Annotated in this window: 18 protein-coding genes; 7 read left to right on the forward strand and 11 right to left on the reverse strand. The window is 66.0% G+C overall.

Annotated features, from left to right (window positions below):
- Positions 1-18: 18 nt before the first annotated feature.
- The 5 genes from HNP52_RS18310 to HNP52_RS18330 all read right to left on the reverse strand — a co-directional run bounded on the left by HNP52_RS18310 (position 19) and on the right by HNP52_RS18330 (position 2,427).
- Complete coding sequence (locus tag HNP52_RS18310) at positions 19-570, reverse strand: hypothetical protein (RefSeq protein WP_184169043.1); 552 nt, start codon at positions 568-570, stop codon at positions 19-21.
- Positions 563-1,057 (reverse strand): ATPase, encoded by a 495-nt coding sequence (locus HNP52_RS18315; protein ID WP_184169044.1) that lies wholly within the window; start codon positions 1,055-1,057, stop codon positions 563-565. Before HNP52_RS18315 ends, HNP52_RS18310 begins: the two co-directional genes overlap by 8 nt.
- Positions 1,058-1,075: 18 nt before the next feature.
- On the reverse strand, positions 1,076-1,291 hold the full coding sequence (locus HNP52_RS18320; protein WP_086130767.1) for a F0F1 ATP synthase subunit C: 216 nt from the start codon (positions 1,289-1,291) through the stop codon (positions 1,076-1,078).
- 63 nt (positions 1,292-1,354) lie between these two features.
- On the reverse strand, positions 1,355-2,128 hold the full coding sequence (locus HNP52_RS18325) for a F0F1 ATP synthase subunit A (protein ID WP_184169045.1): 774 nt from the start codon (positions 2,126-2,128) through the stop codon (positions 1,355-1,357).
- A complete protein-coding gene (locus HNP52_RS18330; protein ID WP_409372648.1) occupies positions 2,125-2,427 on the reverse strand; it encodes an AtpZ/AtpI family protein in 303 nt (100 codons plus the stop codon). Before HNP52_RS18330 ends, HNP52_RS18325 begins: the two co-directional genes overlap by 4 nt.
- 174 nt (positions 2,428-2,601) lie before the next feature.
- Here HNP52_RS18330 and radC point away from each other — a divergent pair, with 174 nt between their 5' ends.
- Positions 2,602-3,282: a RadC family protein gene (radC, locus tag HNP52_RS18335; protein WP_184169046.1), complete on the forward strand. Its 681-nt coding sequence runs from the start codon at positions 2,602-2,604 to the stop codon at positions 3,280-3,282.
- 63 nt (positions 3,283-3,345) lie between these two features.
- Here the strand turns inward: radC and HNP52_RS18340 are convergent, their stop codons facing one another.
- Together HNP52_RS18340 and HNP52_RS18345 are read right to left on the reverse strand one after the other, a co-directional pair.
- Positions 3,346-4,140: an OmpA family protein gene (locus HNP52_RS18340; RefSeq protein ID WP_184169047.1), complete on the reverse strand. Its 795-nt coding sequence runs from the start codon at positions 4,138-4,140 to the stop codon at positions 3,346-3,348.
- Between the two features lie 229 nt (positions 4,141-4,369).
- On the reverse strand, positions 4,370-4,918 hold the full coding sequence (locus HNP52_RS18345) for a calcium-binding protein (RefSeq protein ID WP_184169048.1): 549 nt from the start codon (positions 4,916-4,918) through the stop codon (positions 4,370-4,372).
- 244 nt (positions 4,919-5,162) lie between these two features.
- Here HNP52_RS18345 and purB point away from each other — a divergent pair, with 244 nt between their 5' ends.
- The 3 genes from purB (at position 5,163) to HNP52_RS18360 (ending at position 10,241) form a co-directional block, all read left to right on the forward strand.
- On the forward strand, positions 5,163-6,473 hold the full coding sequence (purB, locus tag HNP52_RS18350) for an adenylosuccinate lyase (protein WP_184169049.1): 1,311 nt from the start codon (positions 5,163-5,165) through the stop codon (positions 6,471-6,473).
- Between the two features lie 240 nt (positions 6,474-6,713).
- Entirely contained in the window at positions 6,714-9,266 is a 2,553-nt protein-coding gene (locus HNP52_RS18355; protein WP_184169050.1) for an HWE histidine kinase domain-containing protein, read from the forward strand.
- Positions 9,267-9,434: 168 nt separating this feature from the next.
- Positions 9,435-10,241, forward strand: a complete 807-nt coding sequence (locus HNP52_RS18360) for a hypothetical protein (RefSeq protein ID WP_184169051.1) — start codon at positions 9,435-9,437, stop codon at positions 10,239-10,241.
- Position 10,242: 1 nt separating this feature from the next.
- Here the strand turns inward: HNP52_RS18360 and HNP52_RS18365 are convergent, their stop codons facing one another.
- A complete protein-coding gene (locus tag HNP52_RS18365; RefSeq protein ID WP_184169052.1) occupies positions 10,243-10,566 on the reverse strand; it encodes a helix-turn-helix domain-containing protein in 324 nt (107 codons plus the stop codon).
- 158 nt (positions 10,567-10,724) lie between these two features.
- Between HNP52_RS18365 and HNP52_RS18370 the strand changes: the two genes are divergently transcribed.
- Positions 10,725-11,300, forward strand: a complete 576-nt coding sequence (locus tag HNP52_RS18370; protein WP_221416483.1) for an NADPH-dependent FMN reductase — start codon at positions 10,725-10,727, stop codon at positions 11,298-11,300.
- A gap of 73 nt (positions 11,301-11,373) precedes the next feature.
- Here HNP52_RS18370 and HNP52_RS18375 read toward each other — a convergent pair whose 3' ends face one another.
- On the reverse strand, positions 11,374-11,763 hold the full coding sequence (locus HNP52_RS18375; RefSeq protein WP_184169053.1) for a glycine zipper 2TM domain-containing protein: 390 nt from the start codon (positions 11,761-11,763) through the stop codon (positions 11,374-11,376).
- A 266-nt stretch (positions 11,764-12,029) separates the two neighbouring features.
- On the opposite strand from HNP52_RS18375, the gene HNP52_RS18380 reads away from it, so the two are divergent.
- Positions 12,030-12,893: a hypothetical protein gene (locus HNP52_RS18380; protein WP_184169054.1), complete on the forward strand. Its 864-nt coding sequence runs from the start codon at positions 12,030-12,032 to the stop codon at positions 12,891-12,893.
- A gap of 67 nt (positions 12,894-12,960) precedes the next feature.
- On the opposite strand, the gene dnaJ is transcribed toward HNP52_RS18380, so the two are convergent.
- Together dnaJ and dnaK are read right to left on the reverse strand one after the other, a co-directional pair.
- Positions 12,961-14,082: a molecular chaperone DnaJ gene (gene dnaJ / locus HNP52_RS18385; RefSeq protein WP_184169055.1), complete on the reverse strand. Its 1,122-nt coding sequence runs from the start codon at positions 14,080-14,082 to the stop codon at positions 12,961-12,963.
- A 72-nt stretch (positions 14,083-14,154) separates the two neighbouring features.
- Positions 14,155-16,065 (reverse strand): molecular chaperone DnaK, encoded by a 1,911-nt coding sequence (gene dnaK, locus HNP52_RS18390; RefSeq protein WP_184169056.1) that lies wholly within the window; start codon positions 16,063-16,065, stop codon positions 14,155-14,157.
- A 161-nt stretch (positions 16,066-16,226) separates the two neighbouring features.
- Between dnaK and HNP52_RS18395 the strand changes: the two genes are divergently transcribed.
- Entirely contained in the window at positions 16,227-16,667 is a 441-nt protein-coding gene (locus HNP52_RS18395) for a copper chaperone PCu(A)C (protein ID WP_184169057.1), read from the forward strand.
- The last annotated feature ends 164 nt before the right edge of the window (positions 16,668-16,831 follow it).

The raw sequence follows: 16,831 nt of genomic DNA on the forward strand, positions 1-16,831 counted from the left end.
TCGCGCCCTTCCGGCACCTCAGTTCAGTCGGCCGAGCCCGGCGATGGTCTTGTCGACCAGTGCCTTGTCCGCTTCGGCGCCGTGCTTCTCGGCGATGATCGCGCCGGCAGCCGCGGCGGCGGCATCGGCGGCCTTGGCACGGACTTCGGCGATCGCGGCGCGCTCGGCGGCGGCGATCTTGTCCTCGGCCATCTTGGCGCGGCGCTTGGTCAGTTCCTTGGCGTCCGCCTCGGCCTTCTTGAGCAGTGCAGCGGCTTCCGCCTCGGCATGCGCGACGATCGCGGCGGCATCCGCCTCGCTCGAGGCATTGCGCGCCTTGGCCGCGGCCAGCTCGGCCTCCGCCTCGGTGCGCAGCGCGGTTGCCTGGTCGAGCTGCTGGCGGATCGAATCGATCTTGGCGTCGAGCATCTTGCCGATCATCGCCGGCACGCGCTTCCACAGGATGATGCCGACCACCACGAGCATCGCGATGGCGACGAAGCCCGGCGCAGTGATGCCGAACGCCGACGGCTCATGATGAAGTTCCACGGTGCCGGTCTCCGCCTTCATGCCATGAGGTTGTTCAGCCATTGGCCAGCGCCGCCTTCACTTGCTTGGTAACCGACGCACGGTCGGCCTTCACGCCCGAGAGCTTGGCGACGATGTCCTGAACGGCGTCCACCGTCTCGGCCTCGATTTCGCCCAGCGCCTGGGTCTTGGTCGCTTCGATGCGCACGGTAGCCTCGGCGATCTTCGCCTCGGACACGGCATCGCCCTTCTTCACCTCGGCCTCGGACTTGGCGGTCGCCTTGTCCTTGGCCTTGGTCACCGTCGCGAGGGCAGTGGTCCGGGCCGATTCCAGCCCGGACTCATATGCCACGTCGGACGCATGGGCAGCATCTCGGGCAGCCTCAGCCGCGGCGAGGTCCCCGGCGATGCGGGCGTTGCGGTCTTCGACCGTACGCTCGATCTTCGGAACCATCGCCTTGCCGATCCCGAAATAGATGAGGGCAAACACGATCGCGAGCCAGAAGAGCTGCGACGCGTAGATCTCAGGGATTTGGGATAGCTGCGGCATCTTGGCTGTCCTTGAACCTTAGCCCTTGACGACGAACAGGATCAGGATCGCGACGACGAACGCGATAAGACCCAGAAGCTCGGCACCGGCGAAGCCGATGAACAGGCGGCCCTGCTGGCCGTCAGCAGCGCCCGGATTGCGCAGCGCGCCCTCGAGGAACGAACCGAACACGTTGCCCACGCCGAGCGCGGCCAGGCCGATGCCGATCGCCGCGAGGCCGGCACCGATGTACATTGCACCAACGTCAGTCATTTCTAGCTCCCTACGTAATCCAATAAACCAAACGAACAGCGCGACTTAGTGCAGGTGCACCGCGTCGTGGAGATAAAGCGAGGTCAGCAGCGCGAACACATAGGCCTGGATCGCGCAGACCAGCAGTTCGAGCGCGCTCACGCCGATGATCATCAGCATCGACGCGAACCACACGCCATAGCCGATGCCGCCCGCGTTGAGGCCCTGCACGGCGAAGCTGCCGAACACCTCGAGCAGGATGTGCCCGGCGGTCATCGCGACGAACAGTCGCAGGCCCAGCGAGAACGGACGCACCATGAACGAGATGAACTCGACCGGGATGATGACCGGCATCAGCCACAGCGGCGCGCCGTGCGGCACGAACAGGCCGAAGAACTTGAAGCCATGCTTCCAGAGGCCGACCGCGAGGACGATGCCGAACGAGAAGAAGGCCAGCACCGCGGTCACGGTGATGTGGCTGGTCACCGCGAAGGTGTGCAGCCCCGGCACCACCGCCAGCGGCAGAATGCCCACCAGGTTGGCGAACAGGATGAAGAAGAACAGCGAGAAGATGTACGGGGCGAACTTCTTGCCGCCCTTGCCGATGCTGGTGCTCACCATCGAATCGATGAAGCCCACCGCGCCTTCGGCCATCAGCTGCCACTTGCCCGGGATCAGCGAGCGCTTCATGCCGCCCAGCATGAACACGAACAGCAGGCCCGCCACGACGAACATGAACAGGGCCGAGTTGGTGAACGAGAGATCGTAGCCAAGCAGATCGAACTTGATCAGCTTGCCGACCTCGAACTGCTCCATCGGATTGATTGCGCCGGCGCTCACTCAACGCGCTCCTTCGAGATCTTGTAGATGTTTCGGAAAGCCGCCGCGATCGACAGCACGAGCAGGGTCAGCAGCAGCCACGGGCTGGTACCCAGCCAATGGTCGAGCGCATAGCCCAGAATACCACCGCCGAGCGGCATGCCGATCAGGTCCATCAGCACGCGCGAGCCCTGCTTGTAGCCCTTGGCATCGGCAGGCGCCTTGACGACCTGGCCGGTGCGCGCAGCCTCGGCCGCCTTGGCATCGGCGATGCGGCGGTCCAGGTCGCTCGGAGCACGGTCTTGGGTCAAGGCGGTCAAGGCGTTCCAGATATGAAAAAAGCCGCCGAGAGAGCGGCGACATTGAGCATCGCCGACTGTTTCAGCCGCGTTGCTCGGGCGCTTTAGGAATGCTGGCCGGGCGAGTCAACTCTAACGCCAAATCGGCGAAATCCTCGCCTTGAATAACTGTGGATTTGCAGGAACAAATCGCGGATGCCCGAGGCCCCGGACAATAGCGGTCACCGCGCGCGCCTGCGCCGCCGCCTGTTCGAGGGCGGGCCGGACGCGTTGCTCGATCACGAGCTGGTCGAATATCTGCTCGCGCTGGCGATTCCCCGGCAGGACACCAAGCCGCTGGCCAAGGCGCTGCTCCACGAATTCGGCGGCATCGCGGGGTTGTTCACCGCCGATGCCGAGGCACTCGCCCGGGTGAAGGGCATGGGCGAGACCAGCGTCGCCGCCTTGAAGGCCACCCAGGCCGCCGCGCTCCGCCTGCTGCGCGCCGAAGTCGCCGAGCGGCCGATGCTGTCCAACTGGCAGGCGCTGCTCGACTATCTCCGCGCCGACATGGCGCACCACAGCACCGAGCGCTTCCGCGTCCTCCACCTCAATTCGAAGAACATGCTGATCCGCGACGAGCTGATGAGCGAAGGCACGATCGACGAGGCCGCGGTCTATATCCGCGAAGTGATCCGCCGCGCGATCGACCTGGGCTCGGCGGCGCTGATCCTGGTCCACAACCACCCCTCGGGCGACCCCTCCCCCAGCCGCGCCGATATCGAGATAACCCGCCAGATCGCCGCCGCCGCCAAGGGACTGGGGATATCGGTGCACGACCACATCATCATCGGCCGCGACGGGCATGCGTCGCTGCGGGGACAGGGGCTGATCTGATTCCGCCCACGCATGGCGTCACGCCATGTTCACCGACCGCACTGCGCCCCACTTCTCATCGGCTCAATGAAGTTCAATGACATCAACAGCGGCAATGCAGTTTACGTGATCGGCGCTATAAGCCTGCTCAGTTGCCTTGGAGCCACCGAAAAACTCCTTATTTATATATGTGCGCTCGTATTTGGTATCGCACCCTCCAAACACCCCTTGCCATCCAAGCACGGCAACCAATTTGGCACGATTTCCGCACACACCTCCCGGCCGATACACCAATCTTGTATCGTAGACCGACCCCATGTCTCTATTACCCCATGAGTATTGAGTCCCACCCAGACCAACGACAGAAAAGCACTTCTGAGCCAGAGCCAATCTTTGCTCCTTCCCCAAACCGGTGACCGCCTTCGGGCGGGACGCCGCACTTGGCGGGGGCTGTCGCCCGGCAATTGGGGGCGCCAGCTTCACAACCGGCATCGGCGAAGTCATCAATTCGACCACAACGCGTTGGTTCATGATCTCCCGCACGCCGTCTTTCGTCATCACAGACGGTCGCGACTCCCCATATGCAAAGACTTTGAACCGGCTTGGATCAAAACCGACTTTAAGAGACCCCTCCACGATATTGGCCATGTTACGGCTCTTCACCATGTTGGCCGCCTCCGTACCAACACGATCCGTATGCCCCGATATCCGCAACCATGCGTTCGGATTTGCCTTCAGGGCATTTCTAATTTCAGCCATGGTCTGCCCAGTATAGTCGGGCAGCGTCCTGGAATTGGGCTCCAAGAATACCACCCAACTGCGTGACACGGTTTGCCCAGGCATCATGAGCAAAAGCGCGGGAAGCAATATTGCGCGCATCCGATAATCTCCCCCCCGGAAATTCAGGCGATGTCAGCATAGCGAGAGCAACAAGGCAATCGCGATACTAATCCAGATTAATTCGCCCCACGCCAACGACGATCGCCACCCCTTGACCGGCGGACCGAATCCGCAACCAAGCACGCCGCCCAAACCAAACGGCCGCCGGAGGCAAGTCCGACGGCCGTTCGGGAGTAAGCGCCATGCGTATGGCGGCGCGACGAAAGTCTTAGCCGGGCTGTTTCGGCGTCAGGAACACCGTCAGCTCCTGCTTGTTCACCGACGCGTTCTTGTCGGTGTCGGCGCTGGTGAAGGCCTGGCTCGACCAGCTGGTCGCCTCGGCCGTACCCGGCTGGAAGCTGGGCTCCGAAGCCTTGCGGAGCGAGCCCATCCAGTCGGCGAACTCGGTCTGGCTCAGCTTGCCATCGGCATCCTTGTCATAGCTGCCGAAGTCGCGGCCCACCGCCTGGGCGACCTGTTCCTGGGTCGCGGCCGGAGTCGCTTCGGGATTCGCGGTTTCCGCTACGCCCGTGGCAGGCTGAGCCGGAGCCGCCGCGCCGTTATCCTGGGCGACGCCCTGGGCAGGCTGAGCCGGCTGCGTCGACGGATCGGCCGGAGCCGGATTCGCCTGTGCGGTGGCCGCCTGCGCCGGCGCGCCCGGCGCCTTGTCATCGGTTACAGGCGGAGTCGCCTGTTCCGAAGCGGGCGCAGTCTGCTGCGGCTGGCTATTATCCTGCGCAGGCGTTTCCTGCGCGAAAGCCGGAACAGCAAACAGCATAGAAGTAGCAAGAAGCATCGGCTTCAACATTTGCATTTCTCCTCTGTTGTTTTGGACGATTAGTATAACCGCCCAGCTTTAGATCTATTGATCCATTCACGGTAACAACAATCCATCTGGGGATGTTGTTCCGAATTTCAGCCGTTGCAGCCTCAGCCCACCCCTGCTAGGTGCCGCCTCGTCGCATTTGATTTGCCCTGTGGCGCGCCTGCAACGGCCGCGCCGGCCCGAGAAAGGAAAATCCATGGTCCCCCGCTATTCGCGCCCCGAGATGACCGCGATCTGGTCCCCCGAAGCGCGCTTCCGCATCTGGTTCGAGATCGAGGCGCACGCGACCGAGGCGCTGGCCGAACTCGGCGTGGTGCCGAAGAGCGCCGCCAAGGCGCTGTGGGACTGGTGGGCGACCAACCCGGCGATCGACGTCGCCGCGATCGACGCGATCGAGGCGGTGACCAAGCATGACGTGATCGCCTTCCTCACCTGGGTGGCCGAGCAGGTCGGCGACGAAGCGCGCTTCATGCACCAGGGCATGACCAGCTCGGACGTGCTCGACACCTGCCTCGCGGTCCAGCTGGCGCGTGCGTCGGACATCCTGCTCGCCGATCTCGACCAGCTGCTCGAAGTGCTCAAGCGCCGCGCCTATGAGCACAAGCTCACCCCGACGATCGGCCGCAGCCACGGCATCCATGCCGAGCCGGTCACCTTCGGCCTCAAGCTCGCCGAGGCCTATGCCGAGTTCAAGCGCAACAAGGAGCGCCTGCTCGCCGCCCGCGCGGACATCGCCACCTGCGCGATCTCGGGCGCGGTCGGCACCTTCGCCAATATCGATCCGCGCGTGGAGCAGCATGTCGCCGACAAGCTCGGCCTGTCGGTCGAGCCGGTCTCGACCCAGGTGATTCCGCGCGATCGCCACGCGATGTTCTTCGCCACGCTCGGCGTGATCGCCTCGTCGATCGAGCGCCTCGCCGTCGAGGTCCGCCACCTCCAGCGTACCGAAGTGCTCGAGGCCGAGGAATATTTCTCGCCCGGCCAGAAGGGCTCGTCGGCGATGCCGCACAAGCGCAACCCGGTGCTCACCGAGAACCTGACCGGCCTCGCCCGCATGGTGCGCAGCGCGACTGTCCCGGCGATGGAGAATGTCGCCCTGTGGCACGAGCGCGACATCTCGCACTCCTCGGTCGAGCGCTATATCGGCCCGGACGCGACGATCACGCTCGACTTCGCCCTCGCTCGCCTCACCGGCGTGATGGACAAGCTGCTCGTCTATCCCGAGCGCATGCTGAAGAACCTCAACAAGATGGGCGGCCTCGTCCATTCGCAGCGCGTGCTGCTCGCGCTCACCCAGGCCGGCGTCAGCCGCGAGGACAGCTATCGCCTCGTCCAGCGCAACGCGATGAAGGTCTGGGAATCGGACGGCCAGCTCTCGCTGCTCGAACTGCTCAAGGCCGATCCCGAAGTCACCGCGGCGCTTTCGGTGCAGGAGCTCGAGGACAAGTTCGACCTCGGCTATCATTACAAGAATGTCGACGTGATCTTCGATCGCGTCTTCGCCTGATCCGGCAATTTGCGTCATCCCGGCCCATTGCCGGGATGACGCGCCTCCCCCGGCACCTGCCCGCCGGATTTCCCCGCGCCCATCTTGATGCAGATCAGCGCGCCGGGCAGTGGCAGCAACTACGGATGGCTATAGACCGTCTCCTGCGCAGCCCGGCAGCGCCGGAGACCGCAATCGCCGCGGCACCTGCGACCTTTGCGGCCTTCGAGCGTTCAGCGGTCAACTGGAGAAGGGCAGAGATTGGCGACGGACAGTAATTTCGAGGTCGATCTCACCAATTGCGATCGTGAACCCATTCATGAGCTGGGCGCCGTCCAGCCCTTCGGATTCCTGCTCGCGCTCTCGGTCGACTGGCTGATCCGCCGCGTCTCCGCCAACGCCGAGCAATATCTCGGCACGCCTGCCGACGACCTGCTCGGCACGTCCGCGGTGCCCTTGCTTGGCGAGCATGCCGTCCACACGCTGCGCAATCGCCTTGCCATGCTCCGCGGCAATGACGCGGTGGAACGCGTCTTCGGACTGAAGATCGCCAGCGGCCGCAGCTTCGATTTCGCGCTCCACATGATCGGCGACACGATCGTCCTCGAAGGCGAGGAAAGCCGCGACGAGGCCACCACCGATGTCGGCTCGGCGATCCGCGCGATGATGGCCCGGCTCGACGAGACCAGCGATTCGGCGAGCTTCTACCGCGAGGGCGCCCGCCAGGTCCGCGCGCTTACCGGCTTCGACCGCGTCATGGTCTATCGCTTCGATCGCGACGGCTCGGGCGTGGTGGTTGCCGAAGCCGCGCGTGCCGGCATCGGCAGCTTCCTCGACCTGCGCTATCCCGCCAGCGACATCCCGCAACAGGCGCGCAAGCTCTATGTCCGCACGCCCTTCCGCATCATCGCGGACGTCAATGCCGAGCCGGTTCCCGTCCTGCCCCGGCTCGACGAGACCGGGGCGCCGATCGACCTGTCGCTCTCGGTGCTGCGCTCGGTCTCGCCGATCCATATCGAATATCTCAAGAACATGGGCGTCGGCGCCTCGCTGTCGATCTCGATCATCGTCGAGGGCCAGCTCTGGGGCCTGTTCGCCTGCCACCATTATTCGGCCCGCTGCCCCAGCTTCGAGCGCCGCTCGATCGCCGAGCTGTTCGGCCAGATGTTCGCGCTCAAGCTCGAAAGCCGCGAGCGCAAGGAGCTGGCCGCGTACGAGATGGCCGCACGCTTCTCCAGCGACCGGCTGCTCGCCGCGGTCGCGGGCGATTCGACGCTGCTCGACAATCCCGAATGGCTGGGCACGACGATGCGCGAGACGGTGCCGTGCGACGGCGTCGCGATCTGGCTCGACGGCAAGGTCGCCTATTCGGGCATGACCCCGCCGGCCGAGGCGTTCAGCGCGATCACCCGCCGGCTCAACGCGATGGCCGCCGGCAAGATCTTCTCGACCGATCGCCTGGCCGACACGCTGCCGACCGCCTCGGACTATGACGATGTCGCCGCCGGCATGCTGGCGATCCCGATCTCGCGCCGCCCGCGCGACTATGTCCTGCTGTTCCGCCAGGAGAAGATTCGCACGGTCAAATGGGCCGGCGATCCGCACAAGCCCGCCCAGCTCGGCCCCAACGGGCCGCGCCTCACGCCCCGGAAAAGCTTCGAGCTCTGGTCGCAGGAGGTCCGCGGCCGCTCCGAGCCGTTCAGCAACGCCGAGCTGCGCGTGGCGGAGATGCTGCGCGCCTCGCTGATCGAAGTCGTGCTGCGCCTCAGCGACGATGCCCAGGAGGAGCGCCGCCGCTTTTCCGAGCGGCAGGAGCTGCTGATCGCCGAGCTCAACCACCGGGTCCGCAACATCCTGAGCCTGATCCGCGGGCTGGTCCGCCAGTCGCTCGATCCGGAGACGGACAAGCGCGATACCATCCATCTGCTCGAAGGGCGGATCGAGAGCCTGGCCCGCGCGCACGACCAGATCACCCAGGACAATTGGTCCGCCGCCCCGCTCTCCCGCCTGATCGAGACCGAAGCCGCCGCCTATCTCGGCGGCAAGGCCGGCCGCGTGTCGATCGAGGGGCCGGCGGTGATGCTGCACCCCCAGGCCTTCTCCACGCTTGCCCTCGTCTTCCACGAGCTGATGACCAATTCGGCCAAATATGGCGCGCTTTCCGACAACGGCACCGTCAACGTCGTCTGGCAGCTCGATCGCGAGGGCGATCTGGAGATCGAGTGGTTCGAGCGCGGCGGCCCGGCCGTCCAGCCGCCGAAGCGCCAGGGCTTCGGCACCACGATCATCACCCGCTCCATCCCCTATGATCTCGGCGGCCGGGCGGACGTCTGCTATCCGCTCACCGGCCTCGAGGCCAGTTTCTGCGTCCCCGCGCGCCATATCGAGATCGACGGAAGCCGTGTGCTCGGCCCCGCTCCCACGCCGCAGCCGACTGCCGGCGAGGACGTCGCCAAGCTGCTCTCCGGCGTGGTGCTGCTGGTCGAGGACAGCCTGATCATCGCGATGGATGCGGAGGACATCCTCACCCGGCTCGGCGCCCGCCGCGTGGTCACCGCCGGCACCCTCGCCCAGGCCCGCGACGAGATCGGCCGCGAGGCGTTCCAGGCCGCGGTGCTCGACGTCAATCTCGGCGCCGAGACCAGCCTGCCCCTCGCCGACGACCTTGCCGCCGCCGGCGTGCCCTTCCTGTTCGCCACCGGCTATGGCGAGCAATTGAAGCTCCCGCCCGAGCATGCCGAGGCGCTGGTGACGCAGAAACCCTACACCCTCGCCAGCATCTCCCGCGCGCTCACCAGCCTGCTTTCAATGTAGGATTTCAACCGATACGACTCGCAGCTCCCCTCCCTGGAAGGGAGGGGCTGGGGGTGGGTCGCGTCCTGACGATACGGCATCGGCCAACTAGTGGCTGCCGTAACGCGCGCATCTACCCACCCCTAACCCCTCCCTTCCAGGGAGGGGAATTTCAAGGAGAATATCGGCATGCCAATCGGCGCATCGGTGGGGAAGAACGGCGTCAACGACCTGGCCGACGTCCTTGTCGTCCAGCACCTGCTCAACGCCTGGCTGGGCTTCACCGGCCAGAAGTTGCTGCCAACCACCGGCGAATGCGGCACGCTCACCGTCGCGGCGATCACCGGCTATCAGGGCAAGGCCCTCGCCATGCCCGCCCCCGACGGACTGATCTCGCCCGGCGGCAGGACCTGGACCGCGCTCGCCGCCGGCCAGGGCGCCCGCCCACCACTCTCGGGCGCGGACTGGTGGAATGCCAACCAGGCCAGATATCCGAACAGCGCCGCGGTCGCCGACCTCGTCCAGCCCTTCCGCGACAATGTCGCCGCCTTCCTCAAGGCGCTGAAGGACGCCGGCGCGACCGTTGCCGTCTCCTCCACCCGCCGCAACGCGACGCGCGCGCACCTGATGCATTACAGCTGGCGCGTGGCGAACGGTTCGGTCGCGCCGAACAAGGTCCCCGCCTTGCCCGGCCTCGCCATCCAATGGGACCATGGCGACCTGGCCAAGTCGAAAGCCGCCGCGCAGCAGATGGTCAAGCTGTTCCAGATCGCCTTCGAGCCCTCGCTCACCTCGCGCCATATCGAGGGCCGCGCGATCGACATGACGATCGGCTGGACCGGCACGCTCAAGATCAAGGACAAGGCCGGCAAGACCCGCGAGATCGGCACGCCCCGTGCGGGCGATACCAATACCGATCTCCACAAGCTCGGCGCCGGCTACGGCCTCATCAAGCTGCTCAGCGACCCGCCGCACTGGAGCGACGACGGGCGGTAATTCAAGCTTCCTCCGCCGCCGCGTCGAACCGCCGCCGCGCCGCTTCCAGCTCGGGCAAATTCGCCGTCACCCACTGCCCCAGCGCGATCACCGGCACCTGCAGCGAGCGCCCGAGCGGAGTCAGCGTATATTCCACCCGCGGCGGGATCGTCGGGAACACTTCGCGCGTCACCAGCCCGTCGCGTTCCAGCCCGCGCAGGGTGAGCGTCAGCATCCGCTGCGATACCCCGTCGATCCCGCGCTGCAGCTCGCTGAACCTCTTGGTCCCGTCGCTCAGCATCATGATCGTCAGGATGCTCCATTTGTCGCCGATCTTGGCGAGCATCGCGCGGACCGGGATGCAGCTCTCATGCCCGCCGCCTGCGTGCCCCTCGCTTACATGGATGTGCCTGGGTTCCAGAAATGTGCCTCCTTGTGGCGATGCGACCACCGCATCATTTGATCCTAGGTTACGATTCGTAACCGGAAAGGGTCTCAATTTCCATGCTCAATCTCGCACTCATCATCGGCAGCACCCGCCCCCAGCGCTTCGCCGACATTCCCGCCCAGTGGGTCGCCGCCGGCGCCGCCGAACGCCAGGACTTCCACCTCGATATCCTCGACCTGCGCGACCAGAAGCTGCCGCTGTTCGAGGAGCCGGTCGCCCCGGCCTGGACGCAGGGCGTCTATTCCAATCCGCTGGCCGAGGAATGGCGCCAGAAGATCGGGAAGTATGACGGGTTCATCATCACCGCCGCCGAATACAACCATGGTCCCACCGCCGTGCTCAAGAACGCGCTCGATTCGGCGACCTTCGAATGGCGCCGCAAGCCGGTGGCGTTCGTCGGCTATGGCGGCGTCGGCGGCGCCCGTGCGATCGAGCAGCTGCGCGGCGTCGCGGTCGAGCTGCACATGGCGCCGATCAAGGCCGAGGTGAATATCGGGATGGAGCCGTTCCTCGGCATCCTCCAGCAGGGCAAGACGCTCGACGACTATCCCCACCTCGCCGCCGCGCGCACCACGGTCTTCGACGAGATCGCCTGGTGGGGCAATGCGCTCAAGGCCGCCCGCGCCGCCTGAGCCCCGTCCACAAAGAGAAGGGGCCCGGCGTTTCCACCGGGCCCCTGCCTCCTGCTTGAAGTCCGTCGGGACTTTAGCGGCAGCGACGGCCGCCGCTGTTGTCCTTGTCGATCGCCTGGCCGAGCAGGGCACCACCCAGCGCGCCGAGCAGGGTACCCGGAGCACGATCGCCGTAGCGGTCGATGCTGCGGCCGACCAGGGCGCCGGCGACACCGCCGATCAGCAGGCCGGTGGTACCATCCGAACGGCGGCAATAGTTGCGGCCGTCGCGCCCACGCCAGCTCGGGCCGTTGTAATAGCCGCGGTCGTTGTAGCCCCGGTCGTAGCCGCGATTGTCGTAGCTGCGCTCGTAGCGGCCGTGATCGCGATAGCCGTCATACCCGTAGCGCTGCGCGGCAGCCGGGGTCGACAGGGCGGGAAGGGCAACGGCCATGGCCGTAAGGCCCAGAAGCGTCTTGCGCATAATCTCAACTCCTCTTCTGGCCGGTGCCTGAGCACCGGGGATGAGGTGGTTCTATGCGAGTCGCGCTGAGGCGATGCTGAACTGGGTTTGCAGCTTACGTTAACGTAACGAGATATGCCCTTACGCCCCCGGAAGCATCTTCCCGCGCATCGGTGCGACCCGTGTCGTGGCGGCGCTCGCCCTGCCGGAATCCACCTTGGTCGCGCGCCGCTTGCCGCCGCGTGCGTTCGCCGCATGCCTCTATGCGCCCTGGAGGAGAACGCTCGATGATCGCCAAGTTCATGCCCGGCATCGCCGGCCTGGCACTGGCACTGGCGGCATCGCCCGTCCACGCCCAGGACGATGCCGCCCGCACCGGCCGCTGGGCCGACGGCACGGAATTCCGCTTCCATCGCTATGTCAATTTCTGGCGCCAATCCCCGCCGGGTACCACGCTGGGCGAGACCGCCGACGAGCGCGCGCCGGGCCGGGTGCTGCCGGCCCTGTTGAGCACGGACGGGCGCCCGATCCCCGCCGCCGAGCGCGCGCTGTTCGAGCGCAAGGCGCGCATCGCACTCGATGCGCTGCTCGCCCAGCCCTCGCTGCGCGACCCGCATGGCTATGCGGTCAGGCCGCGGATCATGATCTCGCGCGACCGCTTCGGCAGGCTCTCCGCCACGCTCAGCATCTATGCGCCGCGGATCAGGCTGGCCAATCCGCAGACCACCAACGTCGCCGGGCGCTACTACACCCCGGACGAGGCACCCGAGCTGCGGGTACGGATCAACCATGGCCAGCTATGGCTCAACGAGACCCCGGTGCGCCGCGGCCGCTACAATGGCGCCCTCACCGGCGAGGCCAAGGGCGAGCCCTTCTTCCATGTCGCCACCAATGGCCGCGATCCGTTCATCGCCACCTGCTGCGACTACAAGGGCCGCCCGCAGGACGACTGGAACCCGAATTTCTACGATCCCGCCCGGCCGGGCAGCGAGATCCAATATGTGTCCGGCATGGTGATCTACGACAATCACCGCCGCGACGCGCTGTGGAACGGCACCTCCCCGCCCGACGGCCCGGTGCCGCGCCTGCTCGCCGCACTGTTCATGACCGACTGGACCGACGTCACCCGGCGGATGAGCGCGGCGCGATAGACGCCCAGAAAAAAGCCCCCTCCGCGCGGGGCGAAGGGGGCCTATTTCCTCGCTGCTGAACCGGGCCTCAGCCCAGCGCCGCCTTGAGCTTGGCGAAGAAGCCGGTCGCCTGCGGGCATTCCTCGCCGGTCTCGGTCTCGCGGAACGCCTCGAGCAGCTCGCGCTGCTTGGCGGTCAGCTTGCTCGGCATCTCGACGACGAGCTCGACGACCAGGTCGCCGCGCCCGCGCCCCTGGAGCACCGGCATGCCGGCGCCGCGCTGGCGCACTTCGCGGCCGCTCTGCGTACCCGCCGCGATCTTCACGACATGCTTCTCGCCGTCCAGGCCGGGGATGACGATCTCGCCGCCCAGCGCCGCGGTGGTGAAGCTGATCGGCGCATGCGCGAACAGGTTCGTGCCCTCGCGGTCGAACAGCCCGTGCTTCTTCACGTGCAGGAAGATGTAGAGGTCGCCGGCCGGCGCGCCCCGCGCGCCCGCCTCGCCTTCGCCCTGCAGGCGGATCCGCGTGCCTTCGTCCACGCCGGGGGGCACGTTGATCTTGAGCGTCTTGGTCTTGTCCGCCCGGCCCTCGCCGCGGCAGTCGCGGCACGGCTCGTCGATGATCTCGCCGGCGCCGTGGCAATGCTGGCAGGCGCGCTCGACCATGAAGAAGCCCTGCTGCGCGCGCACCTTGCCGTGCCCGCCGCAATATTTGCACTGGGTCGCCTTGGTGCCCGGCTTGGCGCCGGTGCCGTCGCAGGTCTCGCAATGGCCGGAGACGTCGACGGTGATCTCGGTGGTCGTCCCGTGGAACGCGTCCTCGAGCGTGATCTCCATGTCGTAGCGCAGGTCGGCGCCGCGGCGCTGCTGGCGCGGACCGCCGCGCCCGCCGCCCATGAACTCGCCGAACACGCTTTCGAAGATGTCGCTGAACGCGCCGAAATCCTGCGGCCCGCCGCCGCCACCGCCGCCCATGCCGTTCTTGAAGGCGGCATGGCCGAAGCGATCATAGGCCGCGCGCTTCTGGGGATCCTTCAGGCAGTCATAGGCTTCGTTGATCGCCTTGAACTTGCCTTCGCTGTCCTTGCAGCCGGCGTTCTTGTCCGGATGATACTTGATCGCGAGCTTGCGATAGGCGGACTTGAGCGTGGCCTCGTCCGCGGTGCGCTCGACTTCGAGCAGCTCGTAGAAATCGACTTCGGTGGTCATTTAAAGCACTGGCCCCCGCCTTCACCCGGCACTCCCGACGCACTGTCGGGAATGCCGGGGAAAGACATGTAGTTACGCCTTGTTGTCGTCCACCTCGGAGAACTCCGCATCGACGACTTCCTCGCCGCCCGCTTCGTTCCCGGCAGCGGCACCGGCCTGGGGCGAAGCCTCGGCCTGCTGCTGCTTCTCGTAGATCGCCTGGCCGAGCTTCATCGCCACCTGGGCGAGGTTCTGGCTCTTGGCCTGCATGTCGTCGGCGTCGCCGCCTTCGATCGCTGCCTTGGTCTCGGCCAGCGCGGCCTCGATCTCGGCCTTCAGGCCGGCATCGACCTTGTCGCCATTCTCGGCGAGCTGGCGCTCCGTCGTGTGGACCAGGCTCTCGGCGTTGTTCTTCGCCTCGGCCGCGGCACGGCGCTTCTTGTCCTCTTCGGCGAAGCTCTCGGCGTCGCGGACCATCTGCTCGATGTCGCTGTCCGAAAGACCGCCCGAGGCCTGGATGCGGATCTGCTGCTCCTTGCCGGTGCCCTTGTCCTTGGCCGACACGTTGACCAGGCCATTGGCGTCGATGTCGAAGGTCACTTCGATCTGCGGCACGCCGCGCGGCGCCGGCGGGATGCCGACCAGGTCGAACTGGCCGAGCAGCTTGTTGTCCGCCGCCATTTCGCGCTCGCCCTGGAAGACGCGGATCGTCACGGCCTGCTGACCATCGTCAGCGGTCGAATAGACCTGGCTCTTCTTGGTCGGGATCGTGGTGTTGCGGTCGATCATGCGGGTGAACACGCCACCCAGCGTCTCGATGCCCAGCGACAGCGGGGTCACGTCGAGCAGCAGCACGTCCTTGACGTCGCCCTGGAGCACGCCGGCCTGGATCGCCGCGCCGATGGCGACGACTTCGTCCGGGTTCACGCCGGTGTGCGGCTCCTTGCCGAAGAACTCCTTCACGATCTGGCGGACCTTCGGCATGCGGGTCATGCCGCCGACCAGCACCACTTCGTCGATCGCCGCGCTCTTCACGCCGGCATCGGCCAGCGCCTTGCGGCACGGCTCGAGCGTGCGCTGGATCAGGTCCTCGACGAGGCGCTCCAGCTCGGCGCGGTTGATCGTCTTCACCAGGTGCTTCGGCCCGTTGGCGTCGGCGGTGATGAAGGGCAGGTTCACTTCGGTGGTCTGCGCGCTCGAAAGCTCGATCTTCGCCTTTTCGGCGGCTTCCTTCAGACGCTGGAGAGCCAGCTTGTCCTTGGTCAGGTCGATGCCCTCGGCCTTCTTGAAGTCGTCGGCCAGGAACTGCACCAGCTTGGCGTCGAAGTCCTCGCCGCCCAGGAAGGTGTCGCCGTTGGTCGCCTTCACTTCGAACACGCCGTCGCCGATCTCGAGCACCGAGATGTCGAACGTGCCGCCGCCAAGGTCATAGACCGCGATCGTCTTGCCGTCGTTCTTCTCGAGGCCATAGGCCAGCGCGGCCGCCGTCGGCTCGTTGATGATGCGCAGCACTTCCAGGCCCGCGATCTTGCCGGCGTCCTTGGTCGCCTGGCGCTGCGCGTCGTTGAAATATGCCGGAACCGTGATCACCGCCTGGGTGACGTTCTCGCCAAGATAGGCCTCGGCGGTTTCCTTCATCTTCTGCAGGATGAAGGCCGAGATCTGGCTGGGCGAATAATCCTCGCCGCCGGCCTGCACCCAGGCGTCTCCGTTGGAGCCGCGCACGATGGTGTAGGGCACCAGCTCGGTGTCCTTCTTGGTGACGGGATCGTCGAAGCGGCGGCCGATCAGGCGCTTCACCGCGAAAACCGTGTTGTCCGGATTGGTCACTGCCTGGCGCTTGGCCGGCTGACCGATCAGACGCTCGCCGTCCTTGGCGAAGGCGACGATCGAAGGCGTGGTACGCGCGCCTTCCACATTCTCGATTACCTTGGGCTTGCCGCCCTCCATCACTGCGACGCAGCTGTTGGTCGTCCCCAGGTCAATACCGATAACTTTAGCCATGGTCCCTCGTTGGCCCCCAGTAAAATTCAAACACTTGGCCCCCAACGCCCCTGCTAGGAGGCAGCGCGGAGAACCGATCACGTTGCCGGATATAGGTGCGCGCACGCTTGCCGCAAGAAGCAGGGCTTTCTAAGGGCTTTCCCGAAATGGGAGTATGGCGGATGCGGCGGTTTTCAGCGATCGTTACGATAGTGGCACTTTCCGCCTGCGCGCCCAAGGGTGAGCTTTCCGCGAGCAATGGCTGGGTTCGCCTGCCCGCTGTAGCCGGCCAGCCGGGTGCCGCCTATTTCACCGTGCAGGGCGGCGCTACCGCCGACACCCTCCTTGCCGTCTCCTCGCGCGCCGCTTTGAAGGCCGAGTTGCACGAGAGCATGAAGGGCGACCACGGCATGATGGCCATGGAACCGCTCAAGGACGTCGCCGTCCCCGCCGGCGGCAAGCTGGAATTCGCCCCCGGCGGCCGCCACGTCATGCTCTTCTCGATCGGCCCGGCGGTGAAGGCGGGCCAGAAGGTGCCGCTCCAGCTGTCCTTCGCCAGCGGCAAGACGCTGCAAATCGACGCCCAGGTGGTCGGCGCGGGCGATCCGGCGCCCGGAAGCTGAGCCATATCGGCATGCGGCGAACGTCATCGGGCCTACAGTTCCCCGGCCTTCGCCGGGGAGCGGATGCGTTGAATGTCGGGACAGCCATCCGGCCCGATTTATGAACGGCAGGACAGGTTAAGCTACTGTAGTTGCACGGATGCGTGTTTCTCCGTAACCCTCCG

Origin of the sequence: Sphingomonas kyeonggiensis, assembly GCF_014204495.1 — a bacterium.
In the GTDB taxonomy this organism is placed as follows: Bacteria; Pseudomonadota; Alphaproteobacteria; order Sphingomonadales; family Sphingomonadaceae; genus Sphingomonas; species Sphingomonas kyeonggiensis_A.

What these genes read in the sequence shown, in the direction of transcription:
- HNP52_RS18310 (WP_184169043.1), bottom strand. Translation starts at nt 570, where the DNA reads ATGGCTGAACAACCTCATGGCATGAAGGCGGAGACCGGCACCGTGGAA.
- HNP52_RS18315 (WP_184169044.1), bottom strand. Translation starts at nt 1,057, where the DNA reads ATGCCGCAGCTATCCCAAATCCCTGAGATCTACGCGTCGCAGCTCTTC.
- HNP52_RS18320 (WP_086130767.1), bottom strand. Translation starts at nt 1,291, where the DNA reads ATGTACATCGGTGCCGGCCTCGCGGCGATCGGCATCGGCCTGGCCGCG.
- radC (WP_184169046.1), top strand. Translation starts at nt 2,602, where the DNA reads ATGCCCGAGGCCCCGGACAATAGCGGTCACCGCGCGCGCCTGCGCCGC.
- HNP52_RS18340 (WP_184169047.1), bottom strand. Translation starts at nt 4,140, where the DNA reads ATGCGCGCAATATTGCTTCCCGCGCTTTTGCTCATGATGCCTGGGCAA.
- HNP52_RS18345 (WP_184169048.1), bottom strand. Translation starts at nt 4,918, where the DNA reads ATGCTGTTTGCTGTTCCGGCTTTCGCGCAGGAAACGCCTGCGCAGGAT.
- purB (WP_184169049.1), top strand. Translation starts at nt 5,163, where the DNA reads ATGGTCCCCCGCTATTCGCGCCCCGAGATGACCGCGATCTGGTCCCCC.
- HNP52_RS18360 (WP_184169051.1), top strand. Translation starts at nt 9,435, where the DNA reads ATGCCAATCGGCGCATCGGTGGGGAAGAACGGCGTCAACGACCTGGCC.
- HNP52_RS18365 (WP_184169052.1), bottom strand. Translation starts at nt 10,566, where the DNA reads ATGCTCGCCAAGATCGGCGACAAATGGAGCATCCTGACGATCATGATG.
- HNP52_RS18370 (WP_221416483.1), top strand. Translation starts at nt 10,725, where the DNA reads ATGCTCAATCTCGCACTCATCATCGGCAGCACCCGCCCCCAGCGCTTC.
- HNP52_RS18375 (WP_184169053.1), bottom strand. Translation starts at nt 11,763, where the DNA reads ATGCGCAAGACGCTTCTGGGCCTTACGGCCATGGCCGTTGCCCTTCCC.
- HNP52_RS18380 (WP_184169054.1), top strand. Translation starts at nt 12,030, where the DNA reads ATGATCGCCAAGTTCATGCCCGGCATCGCCGGCCTGGCACTGGCACTG.
- dnaJ (WP_184169055.1), bottom strand. Translation starts at nt 14,082, where the DNA reads ATGACCACCGAAGTCGATTTCTACGAGCTGCTCGAAGTCGAGCGCACC.
- dnaK (WP_184169056.1), bottom strand. Translation starts at nt 16,065, where the DNA reads ATGGCTAAAGTTATCGGTATTGACCTGGGGACGACCAACAGCTGCGTC.
- HNP52_RS18395 (WP_184169057.1), top strand. Translation starts at nt 16,227, where the DNA reads ATGCGGCGGTTTTCAGCGATCGTTACGATAGTGGCACTTTCCGCCTGC.